The organism is Aeromicrobium sp. P2_G6 (genome assembly GCF_056403535.1).
Window position 1 is genome coordinate 1,124,521 of record NZ_JBFUFH010000001.1, and the last position, 17,608, is coordinate 1,142,128.

19 protein-coding genes are annotated in these 17,608 nt (G+C 62.8%); 12 read left to right on the forward strand and 7 right to left on the reverse strand.

What is annotated here, in order from left to right; genetic code table 11:
- Positions 1-52: 52 nt before the first annotated feature.
- The 4 genes from AC1DVU_RS05535 to AC1DVU_RS05550 form a co-directional block, all read right to left on the reverse strand.
- Positions 53-2,185 carry a hypothetical protein gene (locus tag AC1DVU_RS05535; RefSeq protein WP_476921415.1) on the reverse strand — a complete coding sequence of 711 codons (2,133 nt, stop codon included), beginning with the start codon at positions 2,183-2,185 and terminating at the stop codon, positions 53-55.
- 234 nt (positions 2,186-2,419) lie between these two features.
- Positions 2,420-2,905: a GNAT family N-acetyltransferase gene (locus tag AC1DVU_RS05540; RefSeq protein ID WP_476921416.1), complete on the reverse strand. Its 486-nt coding sequence runs from the start codon at positions 2,903-2,905 to the stop codon at positions 2,420-2,422.
- A 58-nt stretch (positions 2,906-2,963) separates the two neighbouring features.
- Entirely contained in the window at positions 2,964-4,073 is a 1,110-nt protein-coding gene (locus tag AC1DVU_RS05545) for a site-specific integrase (protein ID WP_476921417.1), read from the reverse strand.
- Between the two features lie 121 nt (positions 4,074-4,194).
- Complete coding sequence (locus AC1DVU_RS05550; RefSeq protein WP_344768943.1) at positions 4,195-4,389, reverse strand: helix-turn-helix transcriptional regulator; 195 nt, start codon at positions 4,387-4,389, stop codon at positions 4,195-4,197.
- A 304-nt stretch (positions 4,390-4,693) separates the two neighbouring features.
- On the opposite strand from AC1DVU_RS05550, the gene AC1DVU_RS05555 reads away from it, so the two are divergent.
- Positions 4,694-5,197 carry a hypothetical protein gene (locus tag AC1DVU_RS05555; protein ID WP_476921418.1) on the forward strand — a complete coding sequence of 168 codons (504 nt, stop codon included), beginning with the start codon at positions 4,694-4,696 and terminating at the stop codon, positions 5,195-5,197.
- A gap of 192 nt (positions 5,198-5,389) precedes the next feature.
- On the opposite strand, the gene AC1DVU_RS05560 is transcribed toward AC1DVU_RS05555, so the two are convergent.
- Together AC1DVU_RS05560 and AC1DVU_RS05565 are read right to left on the reverse strand one after the other, a co-directional pair.
- Positions 5,390-5,944, reverse strand: a complete 555-nt coding sequence (locus tag AC1DVU_RS05560; RefSeq protein ID WP_476921419.1) for an SRPBCC family protein — start codon at positions 5,942-5,944, stop codon at positions 5,390-5,392.
- A gap of 405 nt (positions 5,945-6,349) precedes the next feature.
- A complete protein-coding gene (locus AC1DVU_RS05565) occupies positions 6,350-6,742 on the reverse strand; it encodes an EthD domain-containing protein (RefSeq protein WP_476921420.1) in 393 nt (130 codons plus the stop codon).
- 335 nt (positions 6,743-7,077) lie between these two features.
- Here AC1DVU_RS05565 and AC1DVU_RS05570 point away from each other — a divergent pair, with 335 nt between their 5' ends.
- Entirely contained in the window at positions 7,078-8,043 is a 966-nt protein-coding gene (locus AC1DVU_RS05570; RefSeq protein ID WP_476921421.1) for an MBL fold metallo-hydrolase, read from the forward strand.
- A gap of 57 nt (positions 8,044-8,100) precedes the next feature.
- Positions 8,101-8,424 (forward strand): hypothetical protein, encoded by a 324-nt coding sequence (locus tag AC1DVU_RS05575; RefSeq protein ID WP_476921422.1) that lies wholly within the window; start codon positions 8,101-8,103, stop codon positions 8,422-8,424.
- 27 nt (positions 8,425-8,451) lie between these two features.
- On the opposite strand, the gene AC1DVU_RS05580 is transcribed toward AC1DVU_RS05575, so the two are convergent.
- Positions 8,452-9,345, reverse strand: coding sequence for a 3-oxoacyl-ACP reductase family protein (locus AC1DVU_RS05580; protein ID WP_476921423.1), 894 nt, complete (start codon positions 9,343-9,345; stop codon positions 8,452-8,454).
- Between the two features lie 64 nt (positions 9,346-9,409).
- Between AC1DVU_RS05580 and AC1DVU_RS05585 the strand changes: the two genes are divergently transcribed.
- From AC1DVU_RS05585 to AC1DVU_RS05625, 9 genes are all read left to right on the forward strand, one after another.
- Positions 9,410-10,177 (forward strand): maleate cis-trans isomerase family protein, encoded by a 768-nt coding sequence (locus AC1DVU_RS05585; RefSeq protein ID WP_476921424.1) that lies wholly within the window; start codon positions 9,410-9,412, stop codon positions 10,175-10,177.
- A gap of 19 nt (positions 10,178-10,196) precedes the next feature.
- Positions 10,197-10,928, forward strand: coding sequence for a VOC family protein (locus AC1DVU_RS05590; RefSeq protein WP_476921425.1), 732 nt, complete (start codon positions 10,197-10,199; stop codon positions 10,926-10,928).
- Positions 10,925-11,173: a hypothetical protein gene (locus tag AC1DVU_RS05595; RefSeq protein WP_476921426.1), complete on the forward strand. Its 249-nt coding sequence runs from the start codon at positions 10,925-10,927 to the stop codon at positions 11,171-11,173. Before AC1DVU_RS05590 ends, AC1DVU_RS05595 begins: the two co-directional genes overlap by 4 nt.
- Positions 11,170-12,426 carry an alpha/beta fold hydrolase gene (locus AC1DVU_RS05600; RefSeq protein ID WP_476921427.1) on the forward strand — a complete coding sequence of 419 codons (1,257 nt, stop codon included), beginning with the start codon at positions 11,170-11,172 and terminating at the stop codon, positions 12,424-12,426. Before AC1DVU_RS05595 ends, AC1DVU_RS05600 begins: the two co-directional genes overlap by 4 nt.
- A gap of 90 nt (positions 12,427-12,516) precedes the next feature.
- Complete coding sequence (locus tag AC1DVU_RS05605; protein ID WP_476921428.1) at positions 12,517-12,987, forward strand: nuclear transport factor 2 family protein; 471 nt, start codon at positions 12,517-12,519, stop codon at positions 12,985-12,987.
- Positions 12,988-13,321: 334 nt separating this feature from the next.
- The gene (locus AC1DVU_RS05610; RefSeq protein ID WP_476921429.1) at positions 13,322-14,071 is read left to right on the forward strand and encodes an SDR family NAD(P)-dependent oxidoreductase; all 750 of its coding nucleotides are present in this window, start codon (positions 13,322-13,324) and stop codon (positions 14,069-14,071) included.
- A gap of 45 nt (positions 14,072-14,116) precedes the next feature.
- Positions 14,117-14,968, forward strand: coding sequence for a mycofactocin-coupled SDR family oxidoreductase (locus AC1DVU_RS05615; RefSeq protein ID WP_476921430.1), 852 nt, complete (start codon positions 14,117-14,119; stop codon positions 14,966-14,968).
- A 144-nt stretch (positions 14,969-15,112) separates the two neighbouring features.
- On the forward strand, positions 15,113-16,606 hold the full coding sequence (locus AC1DVU_RS05620) for a sugar ABC transporter ATP-binding protein (protein ID WP_476921431.1): 1,494 nt from the start codon (positions 15,113-15,115) through the stop codon (positions 16,604-16,606).
- Positions 16,603-17,607: an ABC transporter permease gene (locus tag AC1DVU_RS05625; protein WP_476921432.1), complete on the forward strand. Its 1,005-nt coding sequence runs from the start codon at positions 16,603-16,605 to the stop codon at positions 17,605-17,607. Before AC1DVU_RS05620 ends, AC1DVU_RS05625 begins: the two co-directional genes overlap by 4 nt.
- The last annotated feature ends 1 nt before the right edge of the window (position 17,608 follow it).

A 17,608-nucleotide genomic window follows, 5' to 3' on the forward strand; every position in this document is an offset into this window, starting at 1 on the left:
CAACTGATCATCTCACCGTCCTGACCCTTCCCAGGGTCAAGACAATCGCTCGTCACTCTGCGGAGCCGGGGCCGCCTGAAGTCCCGGTCTCGAATGTGAGTTCACCGTCGCCGGCGGACGAGAAGTAGATACGCCTGGCCTGTTCTGTCAATTTGAACTCAGGACGGCCGCGGACCTCGTCACGATCAACAAGACTTTGCTCACCTAGACGCTTGGCTCGTTTGCCGACTAGTTGGTACGAGACATCCATCTCGCCCGCAATTGTGGCGGCATACTGGGGTTCGGAATCCGACTTGAGGGCCTGCAGAATGCCTAGTTCAGTCGCCGGCAGCAGTTGCTCCTCATTGACCTCCCGAATCAGGTCCTCGTATTTCTTCGAGATGTTGGTGACTGTGCAAATCCCCGAGATGCATTCCGGGCAGTGCATGCTGAATCGCTTGAGCGCAGGAAGATCCTCCGCTTCGAAGACGTGTCCGCAGGTATCACACTTAATCTCTTGGTTGTTTGCGATGTAGTCCTGAAGTATCGGGTTGTAGTCGAAGACTCGCTCGACTAGATACAACCTCAGGTCCCGGTTGTCCGAAGGTCGACCGAAGGCGATCGAGTATTTCGCACACAATCCGTAGTTAAGCGCGTACACGGAGACGCGCTGGCCGTCCCGATTGCTCATTGAGTAGTACTTGGTCAAGAAGAAGTTCAGTTCAAGCGTGGACAGTATGGAGTCAAAGTTCGGATTGACGATGAAGTGGCTGGTCGGATGTTGGCCATCGATCCGGCGGAATGCACTGGCCGCGTCCTTAGCTCGGAGCGTGCGTGCCCGGTTCACAAGGGACTCCAGAAGTTCTTTGAGGCTGAAGATGGTCGACTTCTCGTCGAATGTCTCGTACAGGAACTTTCCCATCGAGAAGTAGGGCTCCAACTTTTCTTCGTAGTACCTCTTGGCCGCGTCGCGGACGCTGGTCACGTTTATGGCTTCGCCGTAGAGAAGTCGACTTTCATAAGTGAAGAACAATATGTATCCGAGCGTGCGTGGATTGCCCATCGACGCGTGAAAAAGAGCTGCCCAAACTGAGGCAGCGTTTCGCGGGTCGATGTAGTCGTGGACGTCCAGTTCGAAGTGTTCTAGGCGTTTTGTCACGAGCCGCCGGACGAAGTCGATCGCTTTGTCTTCCATCTCGCCCATTGACCCAGTGCCGTAGAGGGTGTGGAGGTCGAGGCTCACCTCGTCGATCTTTGACTTGTCGAGGTCTCCGTAGTAAATCCTGCCTGGGTAAGCAGCGATCTTGAACTTGACCAGCTCGTCGGACCAGTTGTTCAGCGGCGCAACCAGCACGTTGACGACGCTTTCCATCGCGGGCCGGGGAAGCTCCGAAAAGTCATCCAAGAAAATGAACAAGTGCTTCACGCCAGCGGGCTCTAAGAGTTCTTTCAACGCTGAGATTAGGCGCCGGAGGTCGAACGTCCGCATGAGGACGTCGGAGTAAGTCTCCTCGGTTTCTGCGACCTTCCTGTCCCGGTGCTCGGCTCCTAGATTTCCACTAGGACCGGAGGAATCGATCTTCAATCCTGCTTTCAGACCGTCGTCGGTTTCATCACGATGCATCGAGCGCGACACTGGCTGGCGTAGACCCTGAACGTTCACGAATTGAGGAGTCTCAAGGCTCGCGATGAAGTCGTCCAATGACCTGTTCAGATCGTCGAAGGAGCCGGTGAACGCCTCGCGGACCCGCTTTTTCCATGAGCCACGCAGAGTCTTTTTAATGTCATCTCGGACGCCGGCGACGACAGCCCTAAGGAAGGACGTCATAAGGAGGAGTTCCCCGAGAGTCGATTCAGGAAGCGCGGATGGGTTCTTCGCGAGGTTCTTTGCGACCGCAGGATCAACTTGGGACGACTCGTAGACAGTCTTGATGTCAATGTAGGTGGACAGTGCGCCACGGTCTTTTGCGAGGCTCTTCTGTGCACGCAAGAACACCGTCGACTTACCCGTTCCTCTCCGTCCGATGAGGAACGTGGTGTTGGGCCGGCACAACAAGTTGTGGACGTGGTCGTTGGGCAGGGGATCCACGTACAGTTCTTCGATTAAGTCCTCGCCTTGCGGACTCTCCAGTTCCGCCCTTCGGTACAACTTGAGCAGTTGAATTGCCTCCGAAAGGCGCTGAAGTTCATCACTGCTATCGACCATAGGCCCTCAGTTCGGTGCATCGCTGGCTCACGTTCAGCGCTGATCGCGCCATTGAGCAGGTTCTCACGGTTGCATCATTTGTGGTCGGACATTTCCGGTACGCGCCTCGGCTCGGTCCCGGACATTGGGGCTTTGCCGACGCGCAGGACTGTGCCCCGCGTGGGGCCCAGGCGGCTCCTTGCGCAATTTGACGCCAGCAGCGCATTCAGATTCGCGACGATGTGCCAATCGCACTCAACGAATGTATGTCCGAAGGACATCGGTCGGACTAGCGCCGAAGTTGTCTAGCGCGCGGACTTCGAAGCCCAAACCAGTGAAGAACGCCGTTCTCGCCGCAGGATCTGATGAGAGGTCAAGTGATCCGCCGATGAACGTGCACTGGGACGCGAAAGCCGCGTCCGCGTAAGCCTTGATCAAGGCTCGCCCCACTCCTGCATATCTTCCAGACTCCCGCACGTGAATTCTCTCGAGAAACGCATGAGGCGCCGGAGGCAGCTCGAATGAATCAAACGAATTGCCACTGCTGAAGTCTGAATCGAATGATCCGGTGAGAACTCCCTCGATTCCGTCCCCGCGTGAGGCGATGAAGATGGTGTAGGGACTTTGTCTACGCCGATAGAGGTACAGAAGGTTCTGAGGGAAATCTCTTGAATCTTCCAGCATCTGGCACAGTGCTGACCGCTGATTCTCCTGCATGACTGCGACTCGAACCGATTCCATCTGCTGAGTGGATCACACCCTATGTAAGGTCCACACCGGAATGGGTTGTGAAACAGCTTCAGGCTCCGCTGGTGTGAGGCACCCCAAGCTCGCGGACTGCCGCTTCGTTCATCGCGATGGCCACCGCGTCGAGGTCGTCTTCGAAGAGGTCGGCGTAGACGTCGAGGGTCATGGCGGCGGACTTGTGGCCGAGCATGCGTTGGACCGCCTTGGCGTTCGCGCCTGACGAGATCGCCAACGACGCGGCGGTGTGGCGTAGGTCGTGGGGCGTGACGCGGGGGATCCCGGCTCGTCGTACGGCGCCGGCGAACCAGCCGCCGGACGAGCCGTCGGTCCGGGTGCGTCGTCGGAGCTCGCCGTCGGGTCCGGGGAAGAGCAGGGCGTCCGGCGGCTTGCCGGCGCACGCCTTCTCGAAGAGCGGGTCGAGCATCTGGATGTATGGCACCGAGCGACGTTCGTGATTCTTCGGCGTGCCGATGTGGATCTCGGTGCCGACCTCGACGGCGTTGCGTTCGATCGAGAGGCGGCGCCGGGAGGTGTCGACGTCGCGCACGCGGAGCGCGATCATCTCGCCCCAACGGATGCCCGTGTACGCGAGGACCAGGACGACACCGGCAGCGTCGCCAGCCTCGCGGGCAAGGCGGTCGACCTGTTGGTGGTTGAGGTAGACGCGGCCGCGCATGACCTTGCGCTTGGTCTTCACGCCCTTGGCCGGGTTGGCGATGATGCGGCGGTCATCGACGGCGTCGTCGAGGATGGATGACAGGACCCCGAAGGCGCGCTTGACAGTCGTGGCGGACCGGTCGGCACCGAGCGCAGCGACCCAGTCCTGGATGGTCGTCCGACTGATGTCGCTGACCCTTACGTCACGCCAGCGCGGCTCGACATGGACGCGCCACCCGATCTCGAGCGCCAGCAGGGAGGACGGCTTGAGGTGTGCGCTCTGGCGGACCAGCCAGCCCGGTCCAAGCTCCCCGACTGTGGCCTGTCCGGCTTGGTGCGAGACGTACTCGCCGCGATACTTCTGGACCTCGACGGAGGCCGCGAACTGCTCGGCGTCGCGCTTGGTCCTGAAGCCACGCTTCTTGGTCTGCTTGTGCTCGGGCGTGCGGTAGCGAACTTGATACCGCTTGCCGCCGGACGTCTCGTACGACTCGATGGTCGCCACAGTGAATCACGTCCCTTCTACACTCCGGGCATACCGCGGCCGTCCTCATCGGGACCCGAGACAACGGCCGAACTGTGGACAACGGCGATGACCCTGGTCCCTGTGGATCACCGCCTGCGCGTTACGTACGAGCGCGTCGCTGCTCGTCGAGCCAGGTCCGTACGTCCGACAGCGAGTACCGCACCCGCGTGCCGACCTTCACGTACTCCGGCCCGGTGCCGAGGTAGCGCATCTGGGCCAGCTGCCCTGTTGTCACCGAGAGCAGCTCGGCGAGATCCTCTGGTGCGACGAGGCGCTCCATCACCTGATCAGTCATTTGCTTCCTCCGTATCCGTTGGCATCACACCCACCTAAGGCCGCGGTGGCGCGCTCGAAGGGCCAGGGAACGTTCAAGATTCGGGGGAACGTTGGGGAACGTTGAGGGGGAACGTGGGGGCTTGCGTGGGGGAACATTGCTCGAACCCACGTGGTCAGGGTGCTTCCCAGGCATGCCAGCCCGTGGAAAGAAGGTGCCTTCGTACTCGCCGGCATTTCGTCAGGAAATCCGGGAGTGCACTAGGTGTGTGACGAAATTTGAGCGCGGTGTCCTCTCGGGCTAGAACTCTCGGCCTTGTGGAGTCATGAGCGATGGCAACGGGTCGAAGGAGCCGAGCAAGCCTCGGCTGTGTGAGCGGTGCGGGAAGCGTATGCCGCCGCAGAAGCGTGGGCGGCCTCGTCGCTGGTGCTCGCAACAGTGTCGGCAGTCGGCGTACGAAGAGCGCCACGGTCTGGAGAGCTGGAAGGACAAGCAACCGAAGGTCAACAACCTTTCGGACGTTGTCGAGGCGATGTCCGAGCGCGGCGCAGGTCGAGATGCTTCGCGCCAGCGGTCTTCGCGTGATCGTCGCCGCGCCCACACAACAGACGATTGCCTGAACGTCGTCGGCCAGGACCTGCAGTTGATGGCCCTGATCGTCGACCAGGTGATCGACATAACGCGCAGGTATGGAGCGATCAACACCTTCGAGGGACGAATGCTCGCCGAACGAGTTGCTGAGCTGGTCAACGCCGTTCTGGAGCAGACCGCGAGAGTTGTGCCGGTTGATGAGTGTCCCTGGATCAACCCACCGACGCCGCGTGGCTGAGCCGAGAAGTTCCGCAGGTAGGGATCTCATGGACTCGACAAACCTAGCGACCTGATTGCGGTCCCGGGCGCGAAGCAGCGGCCGAGTGCCAACCCATCCACGCGAGTGCTCGACCGCGTGGCTCTCCCGGAGTGTCATTTGTCCGAAGCACACTGAAGGGGTGTCTAGACCTGGGCGGCCAACCATCGAGTTTCAGTTGATCTCCTGCACGTGCGGAGTTGAACGAGTGCGCGGCGTCGCTTGCCCTGACTGCGGCTCGAGACCGGATGCTCGCGAGGTTGACCTTTGCTGGTTGGCCTGATCAGCGAGAAATTCATCGAGCTTGCGGAACGACTGAAGCCAGAACTCACGCAGCACCCGCGCCATTGGGCCCGGGCAGGGGCCCTCCCGCACTTCCAGTCGGGTGCCATCGCCTTCGTCGACGAACTCGATGCTGAGGCTCACATGGTCGATTCCATCGCCGTTGAAGTAGCTCGTGAGGTTCTCTTCACTCTGGAGTCTGTGGTTCTCGATCACGTCTGTAAAGGTGCCGTCGATGGACCAGTCCATCGCACCGCTATAGGTCGCGATTGTCAGTCGTCGATGGCCGCTGGCTCTGGCATCAATCGAGACGGTGCCGGGCACGACCCACGCGCCGTCCGGCGAGAACCAGGCGCTCAGCTCGCGCTCATCGACGAACGCGCGGTAGACGCGCTCGCGCGGGGCGTTGAGGTGTCGGTGGATGTCGACCACCAGCTGCACGTCCATCAGGCCCCACTCCTGCCCCGATTCGTGGCGTCAACGATACGCCCGCGTGGGGTGTCGAGTGTCGGTCGGACGCCAGGAACTGCGAGAGAGGCTCCGTGTCGTCGTCAGCGACGTTTGATTTCGACGATCCCGGTCTGGCCGCTCGCCATGGAATATGTGCTCGCCAGACGTCGAATCATCCGCGGCTACTAGAGACTTTTCGGCAGCTGTGTTGGCGTCGTTTGCTCGGCGAGATGTATGCGGGTGGTCCCGGACGGGATCACTCACATGCCCGATGAGCTCCGGATTCCCGACACGATCGACGGACGTTTCTGGCCAGTGGGATCGCCCGGCTTGTCAACACGGTGGTGCCGGGGCGATCAACACACACCTGAAGAAAGGCGGCCAACGTGAAGCGCTGAGCCACTATGACCAGGCCGAGTCGCCATCAGGGAGGACGACAAAGCGGCGGATCGCCGAAGGGTCGAGGAAGTTCTCCTCATCTGCCAGGACCTGTGCCCGGACGGCCGGTTCGGCGCTTCGGTCGCGGAAGGTCTCAAAAGCCTCCCAGCTGTCGAAGAACACTTCGGAGATCGAGTCGAACCGGCCGTTTGCTTCATTGCTGGAGGACGCCGGGGCCAGTCCTTGCCGAGTCTCGGCAAGGTGAGTGCGCTCGAGGTCGACATAGTTGCGCCGGTAGGTGCCCAACGTCGGAAACAGGCTTCGTGCCAATGGGGCGTGAACATTTTCGTAGTAGTCCCGGTAGTCCTCGAGAGACACTCCCTGCTTGCGGCTGTTGAAGACCAAGATTTTGATCATTCGCGCTCCTCCTAGATTGGCTGAACCCACGCTCCATTTTGAACATATTGACGTAAGCGTTAACTATTAGACATACTTGCGCCCAAGTCAATGTTCTGACGGGTTAACGAGCTTGTCAGGCGATCGCGGACGAGGATTCTTTCCATAGGCCCCTAGTCGTGGGAGACGTTGATCAACCAATTCCTCCTTGGATTCGGATGCCCGAGAAACTGATCGGGTCGACGAAAAGGAGTGAGCGGAATTCGAGATTGACGGCGCACGTAGCAGACGTGATACTGAATGTAGTGTTGATAATTTGACACCGTTGCGAAACTGAAGAGACGAAAGGCATCGCGATGCGGACCTGGCAAGTTGGCAAGATCAAGGTCACCGAAGTCCATGAGCTGCAGATCGAGGCCGGCCTCCTCGACGGGCTCATCGCGCAAGCGACGCCGGAGGTGGTTCTCGGGATCGATTGGATGTCGGACTACGCCAACGATGCTGGCCAGACGTTGTGGGACATCCACTCGTACGTCGTGGACACCGGGGATCACAGAATCTTGATCGATGCAGGCTGCGGCAACGACAAGAACTACCCCATGCAGCCGGTGTGGACTGGACTGAACACAGCGTTTCTCGGGCGCCTTGAGGAGGCAGGCTACAGTCGCGACGACATTGACATCGTGCTCTGTACCCATCTTCACCTCGATCACGTCGGGTGGTTTGCCATGAAGGACGCCGATGGCGATTGGGTGCCGACCTTTCCGAACGCGCGACTCATGCTGGTGCGCGAGGAGTACGAGGCCCATCTCAACCAGTTGACCCCCACGACCGAGGCGGCGGCGCCGGCCGACGAGGGTTCTGATGATGAAGACGTCGACCTGATTGCACGAGCCTTCCTGGCCGACGAGTCGGCGTTGGCGACACAGACGAAGCTGATCCAAGAGGAGTCGATCCAACCGGTCATCGACGCCGGCCTGCTTGAGCTTGTGCCGACCAACGGTCACATCGTGGATGGCGTTCGTTATGAATCAACGCCCGGCCACACCTCGGCCCACCACAGCGTGCGGCTGGAATCAGACGGAGTCTCAGCGTTCGTCACGGGCGACTTCATCCATCACCCCATGCAGATTGCCCGCCCCGACTGGAGCTCGACCGGTGACTTCGACGGCGATGCGTCGGCTCGCAACCGTCGAGCTTTCCTCGAGTCGAGCGCTGGCACTGACCTGCTGGTGTTGGGCACTCATTTCACCGGCCCGGGTGCGGGCTACATCGTTCAGGACGGCGATGGATTCCGCCTCACTCAAACCAGGCCTGAATAGCGGGAGCAAACGAGACGGTTGCGGGCGTGACGCCAAGAGTCGCGGGAGCATCGAGAGATGTCATACGGGGAGCAGAGCGCGACCGACAACCAGTCTGCTGTGCCCCTGTCGCATCGTTTGCTCGAAGTGATCCAAAGGCGACTGTTCGACCTTGACCCGAGCGTCAAGGCTGCAAGCCTCGAATTCGCCAGCGCCTGCCAGTCTGACCTGGACCTGGACCTGGACCTGAAGCGGCTGCGGGTCGCCGTCGACTTTGCGTTGACTGGGGCCCACTGGGAACCGTCTGAATCTCTGAGTGGGGAATCCGTGTGCATGACGTGCGGTCAGGAGCGGCCGTGTGCCACCGTGCGGTCGTTGGCCGCGAAGTATCGCGTGATCTAACGCGCGATCCAATCGCGCATCGACAGATCAAACGGTGAAGCCGCCGTCGACGTTCCAGTTCGCGCCGGTGATGTAACCAGATTCGCTGCTGGCCAGGAAGCTGACAACCGCGGCCACGTCGTCTGTGTGTCCGTATTTGCCCAGCGCCATGATCGCTCGCGACACGTCGGCGTGATCGCCCGCCGCTGGGTTGGCGTCGGTATCCACTGGTCCGGGCTGGACGTTGTTCACCGTAATTCCGCGGGGTCCGAGCTCCCGTGCCAGACCCCTGGTGAATGACGCCACGGCACCCTTCGTCATCGCGTACGCCGCGAGCCCGGGACCCTGGACGCGATCGGCATTGATGCTGCCGATGTTGATGATGCGCGAACCGCTATCCAGATGTACGACAGCGCTGCGGGCAAACATGTAGGTGCCGACGATGTTGATGGCCATCATCCGGTCGAACACCTCTTGCGGGAGAGTTTCGATGGGCGCCATGTGACCGATACCGGCGTTGTTGACGAGGATGTCGAGACCGCCGAGAAAGCTCACGGCCTGCTGAACCGAAGAGTCGATCGCAGCCGGATCGGCGCTGTCAGCCTGGATTGCCGAAGCGGCGGCACCTCCCTCGGTCACCTCATTGAGGAGTTTCTCCGCTTCCACGGATGACGCGTTGTAGGTAAAGGCCACGGACGCACCATCGGCAGCGAGTCGCCGCACAATTGCCGCACCAATCCCGCGCGAAGCGCCAGTGACGAGGGCTCGCCGGCCCTCCAGGAATGTTGTTCGGGTCGATGCCATGGCTGCGTCGCTTTCGTCGGTAGGGGACAGCTGGAAGTGTATCGCACAGTCAGGTCGATAATTAAACGCAAGCGTCATCCAATGCTTGTCGCCTTCGATGAATGTCAGTGATGACTGCTGCCGATCGAAGCGTTGCACCTCACTTACGATAACGTTGACAAATCATCATCAGTGTCGAATCATGGTTGACGAAAGGGGTTCCATGTCTCTCACCCGAATCGGTTTGGTCGTTCCCAGCTCGAACACGACCGTTGAAACTGAAATGCCCGCGATCCTCGGCCGGCACGCTTCTGCTCGGTTCTCGTTTCACGCGAGCCGTATGCGGATGGCCAAGGTCTCACCAGAACAGCTTGCCGCGATGAACGCCCAGCGCGAGCGCTGCATCTTGGAGCTAGGAGATGCCCGCCCTGACGTCATCCTTTACGGGTGCCTCGTGGCGCTGATGGCGGCGGGCCCGGGAGAGCACCAGCGGGTCGAAGGGCTTGTCGCCGAGCAACTCGCCACTGGCGGGTCGGAGGCGATGGTGCGCTCGAGTGCTGGCGCCCTCGTCGAGGCCGTTCGTGCGTTGGGCGTCTCGCGGGTCGCGCTGGTGACGCCTTACATGCGGCCGCTCGCCGAGCTGGTCGTGGCCTATCTGGAGGCCGAGGGCCTGGAGGTCGTTGACTGGCGTGCCCTCGAGGTCGAGGACAACCACGCGGTGGGATCCATTCCAGGCGAGCGTGTGCTTGCTGCGGCACGATCCCTCGATCTTACGGATGCTGAGGCACTTATCGTCTCGGCCTGTGTCCAGATGCCATCGCTCGACCTGATCGAACCGGCGGAGCAGGAGTTCGGGCTCCCTGTGCTGTCCGCTGCCACGGCGGGCGCCTACTCCATCCTGCGCGCGACCGGCCAATCGGTTGACATCCCGGGCGCCGGTTCGTTGCTGCGAGCTGACGTGGCGGACCCGGCGTACGCCACGAACTCATGAGGAAGAGGAGGCACGATCGATGAACGAACTTGCTAGCGAGCACTTGGTGCGAGGTGTGGATCACGCGGCATTCCCGACGTTTGACCCAGCCGCCACCGTGCGTTTCTATCGGGACACCCTGGGGTTCCCCGTGGTCCACTCCATCTGTGCTGCTGGATGGGGTCCGGAGGATCATCCCGACTTCATCCACTTCTTCTTCGACATCGGCAACGACGATCGCATCGCGTTCTTCTACTACTTCGGACTCGACGCTCCGGACGTCAGTCAAGGTAAGGGTGACGTGTACGCGCGGTTCGATCTGGACATGCCCGAGTACTTTGTCCGCTCGCGGCACATCGCGCTGCACGTCGAGTCCGAGGACCACCTGATGGAGTACCGGCGGAGGCTCGATGCGAGCGACTGGCCGGTCGAGATGCAGATCCAGCACGAGACGATCGAGTCGATCTACACGCACGACCCCAACGGATACTTCTTCGAGGTCACCCGCGCGTTGCGACCGGTGACGCCGCAGGAGGACCTGGACGCGAATCTCACGATCGACGCTCTGGTTGACATCGTCCAGCAGCCGGGGGCGTCGATGGACTCCCTGCTGGTTCGCAAGGCTGAGCTGATCCTTGAGCGGGCCGAGGGCTGGCAGGAGGCCCAAGTTGTCCAGGCTCGGCAGGACGCCACGGCCACACCTGTCAGCGTGGGTCGGCAGCTGGTGCGGGACGGGCTGATCGCGAGCCCGGAGGGTCCAGTCCAGCGATGAGCAACCGGTTGTTCGTCCTCGACGTCCCAGAGAACACGTCGATCCTTGAGGTCGCTCGCGAGCAACCCGGGGTGTCATTGGAGAAGGTTGGGCCATACTTCGTCGTGACTGCCGAAGGATCGGTTTCGGTCGACCGCCGTTCGTCGGGGGCCCGCCATGCTGTCTGGTACAGCTGGATCGGCGGCCTCGATGGCTGGCGCATCGCGCAGTGGGACCAGGAAGCACTCCGGCTGGAGCCTCGATGAGCCGCGTCGCGGGCGCTGGCCTCGGCGCCGGCCGATACGTGGAGGTCGGCGACACCGCGACCCTCGACGCAACTCCAACCTCGGTGCACGAGCTCACCACTGTCGATGGAGCCAAGGTCACGGGTGTGCTCCGAAGGCCGGCGGGTGCGGAGACTGTGGTCACGATCATGCATCCGCGTCAAGACGTCACGCATCACGCTCTCGTACCGCATCTGCTGGCCGACGGCCTCGCGGTCTGGACGCAGGGTTCGCGATCACCCAACAATGACCTCAACCTGCTGCACGAGCAGGCGATCATCGATCTTGCCGCTGGTCAGGTGTTCCTCCGCGACGCGGGATTCGAGCAGGTCGTCATCCTGGGTCACTCCGGCGGTGGGACGCTCACGGCGTTCTACTGCGAGCAAGCCGGGCGGCGACCCTCGGAGCGCCTCTCTACCGCTCCGTCCGGACGGCCGGTGTCGCTGGCGGAGGCGGCAATGCCTTTGCCCGATGCTGTGATCTTCCTGGCACCGCATCCTGGGCAGGGCGCGCTGCTCCAGCGAGTCATCGATCCGTCGGTCATCGACGAGCGTGACCCGTTGTCGATCGATCCAGAGCTGGACCCCTTCGACCCGCGCAACGGGTTCGCTGAGCCCGGCGTGTCGAGCTCCTACCTGCCCGAGTTCATCGAGGCGTACCGGAAGGCTCAGGTCGCCCGCATCCGCCGGATCGACGAGGTCGCCATGCGTCTTGTCGAAGAGGGGCAGGCGGCGAACCGGGCGTTCAAGCAGGGCGGGGATTCAGTCGACCGACGCCGCGCACTGGCGCCTCGTCTGGTCGTGGTCAACCGGACCGACGCGGATCTCCGCAACGTCGACCTGTCCCTCGACCCGAACCAGCGGCCGTACGGGTCGCTGTTCGGGCGACGACCCGATCTCACGAACTACGGCCTTGTAGGGTTCGGCCGGATCTCCACCGCGGAGGCGTGGCTGTCGACATGGTCGGCCACGACGACGAACGCGGACTTCCTGCGCTGCGCCCCTGGCGTGACGGTGCCTACTCTTCTTCTGGAGTTCACGGGCGATCAGGCATCATTCCCCACCGACATCGCGGCGATGGGCGCAGCGCTCGGCGCGGACGACCTCACTGTCGAGGCGGTCGACGGCACCCATTTCGGCGGTCCCCTGCGGCCGGACGGCCCGACGGGGGCCGAGCTCGCGGCTCAGCGCGTGCGAGCCTGGCTCGGACAAAGGTTCGGTTCGGCGGACTCGTAAGCGGTGGCAACTCCCGTTGGAGGTGGCGGTTGGCGTCCGCTGGCAGCACGCTGGTGATGGATTCTTCAAACAATGGCGGAGGTGTTGAACGTGAGTGACAAATCCCTTGAGGACCGGCTTAACGCGCTCGAGGATCGGCTGGCGATCATCGACGTGCTCAACAGGTACGCGGTGAGCATCGATCGGCATCGGTGGGATGACTTCGCGTCGTGCTTCGCGGACGAGATCGACCTCAATGTCATCCGGACGAAGGGGTGGGTCAGATGGGCGCTGCCCGACTTCCTGCAGAGACTCCGGAAGGTCTTCGAGTCCTACACCGCGACCCAGCATCTCAGCGCCAACCACCAGATCTCGATCGAAGGCGATGAGGCGGTGGCATGGTCCACGTTGAACGCGACCCACTTCCTGAGGGGAATGGCTGACGGGGAGTTTCAGCAACAGGTCGGCTACTACGAGCACCACTTCATCCGTGACGGCGACACGTGGCGAATCGACAAGGTTCGTCAGGTCGAGCACTGGCAGACCGGTAACCAGCAGATCTTCGACCGTACGGTCGACTGAGAAATGAGTGACGACGAGCCAGGAGGAGCTGTGGCCGGGGCGCCAGAGGACCCACCGCGGCGCTCTCGCCGTGAGCATGAGGATGCAGGCCACGTCGCGGGCGATCGGCACGGAGATTCGACACCCAGGTCGCGCACTTCTTTATCTTCGATGACGGGCTTATCCGCGAGTTCAACATCTTCTACCTCGACCCGGTGCAGGTCCTCGACGTGACGGTTCCTTGAAACGTCGCGCGTTCTGCAGGGCATGACGGTGGTTGACAACCCAATCCCTGCTACGTGTACCGTCAACGATCTAGTCAGTTATTCCACTAAATCGTAGATCGAGGTATGTCATGGGCCGCCAGCTCGAAGGTAAGGTTGCCGTCGTCACGGGCGGGACGTCCGGCATCGGCCTGGCCATCGCGACCCGTTTCGCGGCCGAGGGCGCCCGCGTCTTCGTGACCGGTCGCCGTCAGGAGCAGCTCGACGCTGTCGCGGACGCGGTCGGTCCGATGCTCACCGCGGTCCGCTGCGATGTGAGCGACCTCGCCGAGATCGACGCCCTTTATGACATGGTGCGGGAGCAGGCCGGCCGGATCGACATCCTCGTCGCCAACGCCGGGGGTGGCGCGATCGCGCCTCTCGGCGAGATCACCGAAGAACACTTCGACAACACCTTCTCGGTCAACGTCAAGAGCGTCGTCTTCGGCGTGCAGAAGGCCATGTCACTGCTGTCGCGGGGTTCGTCGGTGATCCTCATCGGGTCGTCGACGACGCGTCGCCCGGACCCGGGGCTCGAAGTCTACGGCGCCAGCAAGATCGCGCTCCGCCACTTCGCCCGCAGTTGGGCCCGCAACACAAAGGAGCTCGGCTTCCGCGTCAACGTCCTGAGCCCCGGACCCACCATCACGCCCGGCCTTCTCGGCACCGTTCCCGAGGACCAGCAGGACGCGGTCGTCCGGCAGTTTGCCGAAGCAATCCCGGTCGGCCGGCTCGGAGAGGCTCACGAGATCGCCGAGGTCGCGCTGCTGCTGGCATCGGATGCCGCGACGTACGTCAACGGCGCCGAGTGGTTCGTCGATGGCGGCTACGCGCAGATCTGAGCAACCTGTCCACCAGCATCTGTCTACGGATCGGAGGCATCGTTCATGGGTCGACTCGACGGAAAAGTAGCTTTCATCACCGGGGCCGGTCGCGGCCAAGGGCGAGCCCATGCCATCCGACTGGCCGAGGAGGGCGCCGACATCATCGCGATCGACATCCTCGAGGACATCGAGGGCCTGGCCTATTCGATGGCCTCGCTCGCGGACCGCGACGAAACCGTCGCGGCGGTCGAGGCGCTCGGTCGCCGGATCATCTTTGAGAAGGCCGACATCCGCGATCTCGAACGCCTGCATGAGGTAGCGGCTCTCGGCGTCGCCGAGCTGGGTCACATCGACATCGTCGTTGCCAACGGCGGGGCAGTCTCGACGGGCATGGTGTACGAGATGGACGAGAAGGACTTCATCGACACGATCGATGGGTTCCTGACCAGCGCATGGCGCACGGTGCGCGCCGTTTCCCCTCACATGATCGCCGCTGGCCGCGGCGGGTCGATCATCCTGATTTCGTCGACGTCAGGCCTCGTCGGCGTGGCGAACATGGCGCACTACGTCGCGGCCAAGCACGGTGTCACCGGGCTGATGAAGGCGTGCGCGATCGAGCTCGGACCATTCGACATCCGTGTCAACGCCATCGCGTCGTCGAATGTCAACACTCCGATGATCCGCAACCCTGCGATCCGCAAGGTGTGGACCGGTGACCCGGATGCTTCTGATGAAGAGGTTGAGCGCGTCATGTCGGCGATGCACATCCTGAACGTCCCCTGGGTTGAGCCTGCGGACATCAGTCACTCGGTGCTCTGGCTCGCATCCGACGAGTCCCGCTACATCACGGGGTCGACCATCCCTGTCGATGCCGGCGCTTTAGCGCCGTTCAAGATTCCGCATCCGACCGACTGAACTCATGCGTCTACCTCGGGCTCGGGTAGGCGGAACGTCCCGATGTGATCCTTGACACGCGCACGGCCGCTGACTAGTCTTCCACCATAACGTCAAAAATATGACGAACACGACGAATCGAATGAACCGAGGTGGACCATGCTCATGAACGCTGTTGACAGCCGCGGCGCCGTGCAGTCGCCCGTCGTGGTGGACAGGGTCAGCAAGACCTTCGGCGCCGTCCGCGCGGTGGTGGACGTGTCCTTCTCGATCCAGGCAGGGGAGCGGCTCGCCATCATCGGTGAGAACGGCGCCGGCAAGTCGACGCTCATGAACATGCTCGCCGGCCGGCTCGAGCCGGACTCGGGACGGGTGGTCGTCCAGGACGGCGCGTCGATCGGCCTGGTCCACCAGGAGCTCGCCCTCGTACCGGACATGACTGTTGCGGAGAATCTGGCGCTCGGTCGCCTCCCGGTCCGGGGTGGCCTGATCTCCCGCAAGGCCATGCGAGCCGGTGCCCGGGCGGCGCTGGAGCGCGTGGGCAGTGACATCGACCCGCAGGCTTATGTCCGCGACCTGCCGGTCGCCTCGCGTCAGTTCGTCGAGATTGCTCGCGAGCTGTCCCGTGAGCCGGACGTCCTGATCCTCGACGAGCCGACAGCGGCGCTGACTCTCGACGAGACTGACCGCCTCTTGAAGCTGCTCAACGGACTCGCAGCGGCCGGGACCGCGGTCGTGTTCATCTCCCACCGCATCCCCGAGATCTTTGCGCTCTGCTCCCGGGCCGTCGTGATGCGGGACGGGCACCTCGTCAGTATCTTGAGCTTGGCCGAGGCCTCGGAGGCGGACTTGATCTCCGAGATGGTCGGCCGCAAGCTCGACCTGTCCTGGGTCAAGCGGTCCGTTCCCGACGGCCAGACCGTCGTTCGCTGCTTGAACGCCTCGTCCGACACCGTTCACAACGTGTCCATGGCGGTGCGTCAGGGCGAGATCGTCGGCATCGGAGGACTGGTCGGCGCGGGTCGGACCGAGCTCCTGCGACTCATTGCCGGTCTGGATCCTGTCGTGTCGGGCCGGATCCTGATCGCCGGGAGCACGGGCGAGCTCAAGGCCGTGAAGTCCTATCACGCGGCGCTGCGGCAGGGTGTGGGTTTCGTCCCGGAGGAGCGACGGGAAGAGGGAGTGGCCCTGACGGTGTCGGTCGAGGACAACCTCATCGCCCGTGCGCTGCCCGCGCTGAGCAGGTGGGGCGCTGTCCACCCGGCCCGGGCCCGCGCGCTCGCCGAGTCTCTCTCCGCGAAGTTCGCGATCAAGACGAGCAACCTCGGACAGGACGTGTCGGAGCTCAGCGGCGGCAACCAGCAGAAGGTTGCGCTGGGCAAGTGGCTGGCCGAGTCGCCCACCCTGCTACTGCTCGACGAGCCGACGCGCGGCGTCGACGTCGGGGCAAAGCAGGAGATCCACGACCTGGTCCGCCAGCTCGCGGACAACGGCACGACGGTCGTGTTCGTCTCGTCGGACCTGCCCGAGCTGTTGTCCCTGGCGGACCGTCTCGTGGTCATGAAGGACGGCGTGGTGGAAGGCGAGCTGCCCTGTCCTGCGACGGAGCCGCAGGTCATGCGTCTCGCCACAGGCCTTCGCGAGGAGGAGTCAGCATGACGTCGCAAGTGTCCGCGAGCACGGTGGTGTCCACCGAGCCGGAGACGAAGGAACTGTCAGCCAAGGAGCGCAACCGACTGCGCACGCTCGGCGTCTTGCCGCCTACTATCGCGCTGATCATCGGGTCGGTCCTGTTCGTGCCGCACTTCACGGAGCGCGCCAACCTCAGCAACCTGTTCTTCACGATGGCCGTCGTCGGTTTCGTCGCCGTAGGGATGACGTTCGTAGTCGCGAGCGGCAACTTCGTCGACCTCTCGGTCGTCGCCCAGATCGGGATGGCAGCGGTCTGCACGATCGCGCTGCAGGATCACGGGGTCGTCACCGGGCTTGCTGCGGGACTGGCCCTGTGCCTGGTCTTCGGCACGGTCAACGGCCTCGCGGTCGCAGTGCTCAAGGGCAATCCTGTCATCGTGACCCTGGCGACCACGACGGTCGGGGCCGGCATCTTGACCCTCATCACCAAGAGCGCCCACTACAGCGGGCAGTCGGCGGGATTCCAGTCGTTCGGGTCGTGGCGGATCAGCGTCTTCCCGATCGGGATCGTGCTGCTGGTCGTCGTTCTCGTCGCGACGCATGCTCTCCTCACGTACGGCAGCTTCGGGCGCCGGGTCAAGCTCGCGGGCTCGAACCCCCGGTTCGCCCACATTGCAGGCATCCGCGTGCCTCGCACCATCGTGGGCTGCTTCATCGCCGCCTCAATCGGCTCGTGGGCCGCCGGCGTCCTGCTGGCCGGCTACTCGGACACGGCGTACTCGACGATCGGGACGGGCTACGAGTTCGATGCCCTGGCCGCAGTCGTCATCGGCGGGAACAGCCTCTTCGGCGGTCGTGTCAGCGTCGCTCGTACGGCCTTGGGCTTGGTGCTGGTCGGTGTGCTGTCCAACATCCTGCCGCTGACCGGCATGCCCTACGAGACCCAGACCATCGCCAAGGGCCTTGTCGTGATCGTCGCCGTGGTGCTCGACACGCTCGCGAGCCGCTCGACGAAGGGACGGATCTGAC